This window comes from Nostoc sp. CALU 546 (assembly GCF_048836525.1).
This window is the reverse complement of record NZ_JAWJTF010000076.1, coordinates 40,033-46,494: the sequence shown is the minus strand read 5'-3', so window position 1 is coordinate 46,494 and position 6,462 is coordinate 40,033. Positions and strand designations below refer to the sequence as shown.

The window sequence follows — 6,462 nt, the reverse complement described above, 5'->3', positions numbered from 1 at the left end:
TAATGTGAAGTTGCACATATCTCGATCCCCCTAAATCCCCCTTAAAAAGGGGGACTTTGATAGATGTTTTTCCAGTTCCCCCCTTTTTAAGGGGGGCTAGGGGGGATCTAATTCTATGCAGCTTCATACAAAATTGGTATTAGCGATCTAATTATCTGTTGTGGTAGTTTGCATACTCATCTGAGTATTGACGTTTTATTAACACTATTTTTTACGTAATGATTGAAAAATAGTGTTAATATTAGGCTATATATTGATTATTTATATTAACTATTTGAGAATTATTTGAAATTGATAGCCTACTCATACTGAGCGGCTATCAATACTTTGTTATTCTTCAGAAAGATATCTAGAGATAGCTCTTTTCGACAAGTCTTTTGGTCAAAAAACTTACTTCAAAGTTCCCAAAACGGGCGCTACTTCAACCTCGGAAATTTGCGGAGCCAAGAATCTCTTAGCATAAATCTGGGGATTTGTTTGCGAGACTATGGCATAAGACTGGCGAAGATTAGCATTGACTGCGACAGTCTTCACGTCGTACATCTGCATCGCCATTTTGGGATAGAAACCAATGCCAACAATCATCAGCAGAAAACAGGCAGCGATAAACACCTCACGGGGTCTAGCATCCTCGTAGACTGCATCTTCTGGCACGAAACAGTCTGTACCAAAACAAACTGTTCCGTCATCTTCTTGATTTTCCAAGCTGGCGTTATTAATGTCGCAGATGAGTGCTGCACCTTTCCCATAAAACACTTCTCGCAGCATGGAAAGTAGATAAATCGGTGTGAGAATAACTCCAACTGCGGCGAGAAAAACTGTGACGGTGCAGAAAGTTGAACTGTAAACGTCACTGCTTGTCATCCCAACGAATACCGAGAGTTCGCCAGCAAAGCCGCTCATTCCGGGAAGCGCTAGGGATGCCATCGCGGAGATTGTAAACAGGGCAAAGACTTTGGGCATGGCTTGACCAATACCGCCCATATCTTTCATTACCATTGTGTGGGTGCGATCGTAAGTAACGCCCGCTAAGAAAAACAGCACTGATGCAATCAAACCATGCGAAATCATCTGCAACATCGCGCCGTTGATTCCTAAATCAGTGAATGAGGCAATCCCAAGCAGTACAAACCCCATGTGAGAAATCGACGAATAAGCCAAACGCCGCTTCATATTGGTCTGAGCAAAGGAGTTCAATGCACCATAGATAATGTTGACAACACCCAGAATAGCTAGAACCGGCGCAAAGTAAATGTGGGCATCGGGAAGCAACTCAAGATTCAGGCGAATTAGTCCATATCCACCCATCTTCAGTAACACACCAGCCAAAATCATTGATACAGGAGATGATGCTTCGCCGTGGGCATCAGGTAACCAGGTGTGCATCGGGAAAACAGCAAGTTTGACACCAAATGCAACCAGTAACCCTGCATAAAGTAGCAGTTGTAGTCCAAGGGGATATTCCTTCTTGGCGAGGGCGGTGATGTCAAATGTCATATCACCACCGCCGTATAAACCCATTGCCAAGGCTGCCACTAAAATAAATATAGAAGCTGCTGCGGTATACAACAAAAATTTCATAGCCGCATAACGCCGCCTTTGCCCACCCCAAATGCAGACTAGTAGGTAGACGGGGATTAGCTCTACTTCCCACATAATGAAAAATAGCAGCAAGTCTTTGGCAACGAATACCCCTACTTGTGCAGAATACAGCACCAGCATCAAAAAATAGAAGAGGCGAGGGCGGTGATCAACTTGCCAAGCCGAAAACATCGAGAGTGTGGTGACAAATCCTGCTAGCAGCACAAGTGGTACTGATAGTCCATCGACTGATACCGCCCAGTTAAGACCCAACTGAGGCATCCAGGCATAACTTTCTACAAGTTGAAAACTAGCACTGCTAGCATCATAATGTTTCCAAAAGGCGTAGCACATTAAGGCAAAGTCTGCAATCCCTACACCCAATGCATACCATCGAACGCGCTTACCATCTTTATCAGGCAGCACAGGGATGAGCAGGGAAGCAATGAGTGGCAGCAAGACAATTGCGGTAAGCCAGGGAAATTGATCCGCTATCATGTATATGAGAAAAAATACTTATTTGGGATGATGTCATTGTACTAAACTTTGTAACAATTTCTTCATAAGTCTTTATCCCAGTTAACCATAAGTCTTTATCCCAGTTAACCGCTTTGACTCAAAGACAATTGACTTGAAAATGGCGACTGGCGACTGGGGAAGAAAGATTATAATCTAGTCTTGTGTACGCAGTTCATGATGGCTATTTAGAAAGAAAGGCAGAGGGCAGAAGGAAAGAAGCATTAATAAAAACTTTAGTTGTGGGTCTAGCAGCCCACTAGTATAAAAAAATGTGTCGAGATGCGTAGCACGAGAAAACTTGGCGTACTTACTTCAATCCCACCTTTTTAAACGTGAGTTCCCTCCTGCCTTCTGCCTCCTGCCTTCTGAATTGCTCACGGGACTAATCCAGCCCGCAAAGCACGGACGGCAGCCTGTGTCCGGTCAGCAACACAGAGTTTATTGAGAATACCTCGAACATGAGTTTTGACAGTACCGACTGTTAAATAGAGCCTTTTCGCAATTTCTGCATTGTCACAGCCAGCGACAATCAACTCTAAAACATCCATCTCTCTGTGAGTTAAAGGATAGCTGACTATACTTTTCTCTGTATCTGGGTCAATACCTTCAATCAAGACTCTTTTTCCAGATGCGCCTCTGCTGCCATCGGGGAAATCTTGACGTATTTGTTGTAGTACAAGGTCTGCGATCGCTGGATCAATCCATGAGCTACCTGAGTATGTAGTTTGCACAGCTTCTACTAGTTTCTCAGTTTCGATATCCTTCATGCAATAAGAATCTGCACCTGCTGCAAACGCTGCTAAAACTGCCTGTTCACTATTCTGCATCGTTAAAATGAGCAGCTTTGTTGTATAGTCTTCATTTTCTGCTTGATATTGCCTAAATGTGCGTGTTAGCTCAATACCATCCATATCAGGCAAACCAATGTCAATAGTAGCAACATCTGGCTTGAGACTTTTCAGAAGCTTGATGCCATCAGTTGCATTGGCTGCTTCACCAACAATATTAAACTCTGGCTGGGTTTGTAAGGCAGACCGTAAACCGATTCTTGTCAGGTTGTGATCTTCAATCACAAGGATCTTGATTTCACTCATAGTTGCTTAACTTTACTGTTATTTATCTCAAAGTACAGATTAAAATAATCTCGTTCTTCTATTCGGTATCTTATACAAAAAGCAATCCCTTTGGTATTGTTCCCTGAACTTCATCTACCATTGGGCATAAATATGGCAGTTCTTGCTTGAGTGAGGTACAAACCTGGATTTCTCGCAAGTGAGAAATCCAAGGAGTGTGGGGAGATAGAAAAAAGCAACAAACCTCCCACACCTCCCACACTATAAGTGAGAAATCCGGGTTCTACCCCAACCCCAACCCCTGCACCTTAGCAAGAGGAGGAGACTATGATATACCTCATGTAATTAACCCCATAACCTTATCCCCTGACATCCTCCCACGGAAGATACCCAATAGGATTCCAAGAATTACTTCTTTCTTGGGTTTTCTCTTTCCATGACTTGACTTACTTGGAGGAATTTCTCCACCCACGCAGAGGTCGATGTCTCAAAAGGTAATCGACATTACTATGTGCTGCATATTGCAATATTATGTGCGTGTAGTTACTTAAAAAGAGATTAGACTCGGAAAATTTTAAAGGAAAATGTGAATCCTTAATCGTGTCAGCGCTGGTGAAGTAAGCTATTACTAGATTTGCTAGCGATAGCCAAGCACTTCTTTTTTTTATTTAGCCATGTCTTTAACTAAAACTGTCAAAAAAGATAAAATTCTCATTGTCGATGATGTTTTTGACAATCTACTGGTGTTAGAAGCAGTCCTAGAAGATGAGGACTATGAAATTAGCTTGGTGGAAGATAGCAAAGTTGCTCTGGCTATGGTTGAGGAGTTACTCCCAGACATAATTCTCTTAGATGTGATGATGCCGGAGATCGATGGCTATGAATTTACTCGCCGCGTCCGGCAAAATCAGGCGTTGCCATTTATCCCCATTCTGCTGCTCACGGCTCACTATCAGTCTAGCGTTGTGGAAGGACTCGATGCTGGTGCAGATGACTTTATTCGTAAACCATTCGATCCTGATGAACTACATGCACGGGTGCGATCGCTCCTGCGCCTCAAGCATAGTATCGATGAACGAGATCAGATGGCTAATCTCCGGGCAGATTTTGTCTCGCGTTTTACTCACGATTTACGTATACCACTGGTAGCCTCCAACCGCGTATTAAAATTATTGCTAGAAGGCAGATTTTGCGAAGTTTCGCCACAATTGCAAGAAATAATTGATACCATGATTGGCAGCAATCAAGACCTGCTGGAAATGGTAAATACCTTGCTAGAAGTTTATCGTCATGAAGCGGGCTGTAAAACCTTAAAAATTTCTCCCTGCAATATTCAGGAATTAGTTAATGAAGTTTCTCTAGAATTAACTCCCTTAGCTGAAGAAAAAGGATTAGCTGTAAATATTGATCGAGATGAAACTGCAATCACCATCATGGGCGATCGCGTAGAACTGCGACGAGTATTGACAAATATCATCGGCAATGCTATCAAATTTACAGACAAAGGCTCTGTATATATTCACTGCTACCTCACTCCGGCAGATGTGACTATTGATATCCAAGATACGGGGCCAGGAATTTCTCAACCAGACCAAGAAAGATTATTCGAGCGATTTCGTCAAGGAAAACACCAACGTTCTGGTAGTGGTTTGGGGCTATATCTATCTCGCTACATTATCGAAGCACATCAAGGCACAATCGATGTCATATCTGAACCAGGGCAGGGTAGTACATTCACTATCCGTCTACCGATAGCTGGCGAAAACTAAAAGTAGGGATTCATAGAAAAACCTCGTCTTGGCTAAAGAGGAGAAATCCTGATGAGCAAAGTCGTGGGTTGAACTTTCTAAAGATGAGTAACGTTTTAAGAGAATTGCTCTCTAAAAATAAAGATTCATTTCTTTAGTTTATCTAAAGCCGCATCTAAGTTATCAAATTACCTTTCTAAGATAGAAGCAGCAACTATAAGTTGCTATAGATGACTAAAACCCAACTAACAGCTAGTGGCTGCGGAGAACATAAAAATGACAAAAGCGCCAGAATCTTTGGACTTATCTACTTACGATGCTACAGACAGAGCCTTAGATCGTGATTGTACAACCTTATCCCGTCACGTTCTCCAACAACTTCAGAGTTTTTCGCCAGATGCACAAGATTTAAGTGCGCTGATGAATCGCATCGCCTTGGCCGGCAAACTGGTTGCTCGGCGCATGAGTCGCGCTGGTTTAATGGAAGGCGTTCTTGGATTTACTGGAGAAGTTAATGTCCAAGGCGAATCCGTCAAAAAGATGGATGTCTACGCTAATGATGTATTTATCTCAGTGTTTAAGCAAAGCGGCTTAGTCTGTCGCCTCGCTTCTGAGGAAATGGAAAATCCCTACTACATCCCGGAAAATTGCCCCATTGGCCGCTACACTCTGCTGTATGACCCAATTGATGGCTCATCTAACACTGATAACAATCTCAGCTTAGGTTCCATTTTCGCTATTCGCCAACAAGAAGGAAATGATAGCGATGGTAAAGCAACTGACCTCCTCACCAACGGACGTAAGCAGCTTGCTGCCGGATACATCCTGTATGGCCCCTGCACAATGCTGGTTTATACTATAGGTAAGGGCGTTCATTCCTTTGTCCTCGATCCCAGCTTAGGAGAGTTTATTCTCACAGAAGAGAATATTAAGATTCCTAACCACGGTTCTGTGTATAGTGTGAACGAAGGTAACTTCTGGCAGTGGGAAGAATCGATTCGAGAATACATCCGCTACGTTCATCGTACAGAAGGCTACAGCGCTCGTTATAGCGGCGCAATGGTCAGCGATATCCATAGAATTTTGGTTCAAGGCGGTGTATTTCTCTACCCAGGGACAATTCAAAACCCAGAAGGTAAATTGCGCTTGCTGTATGAAACCGCTCCTCTCGCCTTTTTGATTGAGCAAGCAGGCGGCCGTGCTACTACAGGACTGGTAAATATCTTGGATGTGGTGCCAAAAAAACTGCATCAGCGCACGCCTTTAATTATTGGTAGCAAAGAGGATGTCGCAAAGGTGGAGTCTTTTATTCAAAACGGACACTAGTTTTAGAAAGCAAGGGACTGGGGACTGGGGACTAGGGACTAATATTTTTTCTTAGCTCTTAGCACTTAGCACTGGCTCAATGCCCCGCTATCTATGTACAGGACTCAGCACTTTAAAGACAAAGATAGGAGAAAAAAGCTTGTAAATTAGACTTCTGAAATTTTTCAACTCCATAGTTCAATAGTTATTTTTGCCATACAGCACTAAAAGACGGT

At 42.9% G+C, this 6,462-nt stretch carries 4 protein-coding genes; 2 read left to right on the top strand and 2 right to left on the bottom strand.

Features of this window, described 5'->3' with window-relative positions; genetic code table 11:
- Window positions 1-390 precede the first annotated feature (390 nt).
- Both RRG12_RS29185 and RRG12_RS29180 read right to left on the bottom strand, forming a co-directional pair.
- On the bottom strand, window positions 391-2,079 hold the full coding sequence (locus RRG12_RS29185; RefSeq protein WP_069073765.1) for an NAD(P)H-quinone oxidoreductase subunit 4: 1,689 nt from the start codon (window positions 2,077-2,079) through the stop codon (window positions 391-393).
- Window positions 2,080-2,474: 395 nt separating this feature from the next.
- The gene (locus RRG12_RS29180; protein WP_069073764.1) at window positions 2,475-3,194 is read right to left on the bottom strand and encodes a response regulator; all 720 of its coding nucleotides are present in this window, start codon (window positions 3,192-3,194) and stop codon (window positions 2,475-2,477) included.
- Between the two features lie 653 nt (window positions 3,195-3,847).
- Here RRG12_RS29180 and RRG12_RS29175 point away from each other — a divergent pair.
- Window positions 3,848-4,942: a hybrid sensor histidine kinase/response regulator gene (locus RRG12_RS29175; RefSeq protein WP_420761597.1), complete on the top strand. Its 1,095-nt coding sequence runs from the start codon at window positions 3,848-3,850 to the stop codon at window positions 4,940-4,942.
- Between the two features lie 255 nt (window positions 4,943-5,197).
- The gene (gene fbp / locus RRG12_RS29170; protein WP_069073763.1) at window positions 5,198-6,247 is read left to right on the top strand and encodes a class 1 fructose-bisphosphatase; all 1,050 of its coding nucleotides are present in this window, start codon (window positions 5,198-5,200) and stop codon (window positions 6,245-6,247) included.
- Window positions 6,248-6,462: the final 215 nt, after the last annotated feature.

Excerpts from the sequence above, each read along its gene's own strand:
- RRG12_RS29175 (WP_420761597.1), top strand. The coding sequence starts at position 3,848 with ATGTCTTTAACTAAAACTGTCAAAAAAGATAAAATTCTCATTGTCGAT.
- RRG12_RS29180 (WP_069073764.1), bottom strand. The coding sequence starts at position 3,194 with ATGAGTGAAATCAAGATCCTTGTGATTGAAGATCACAACCTGACAAGA.
- fbp (WP_069073763.1), top strand. The coding sequence starts at position 5,198 with ATGACAAAAGCGCCAGAATCTTTGGACTTATCTACTTACGATGCTACA.
- RRG12_RS29185 (WP_069073765.1), bottom strand. The coding sequence starts at position 2,079 with ATGATAGCGGATCAATTTCCCTGGCTTACCGCAATTGTCTTGCTGCCA.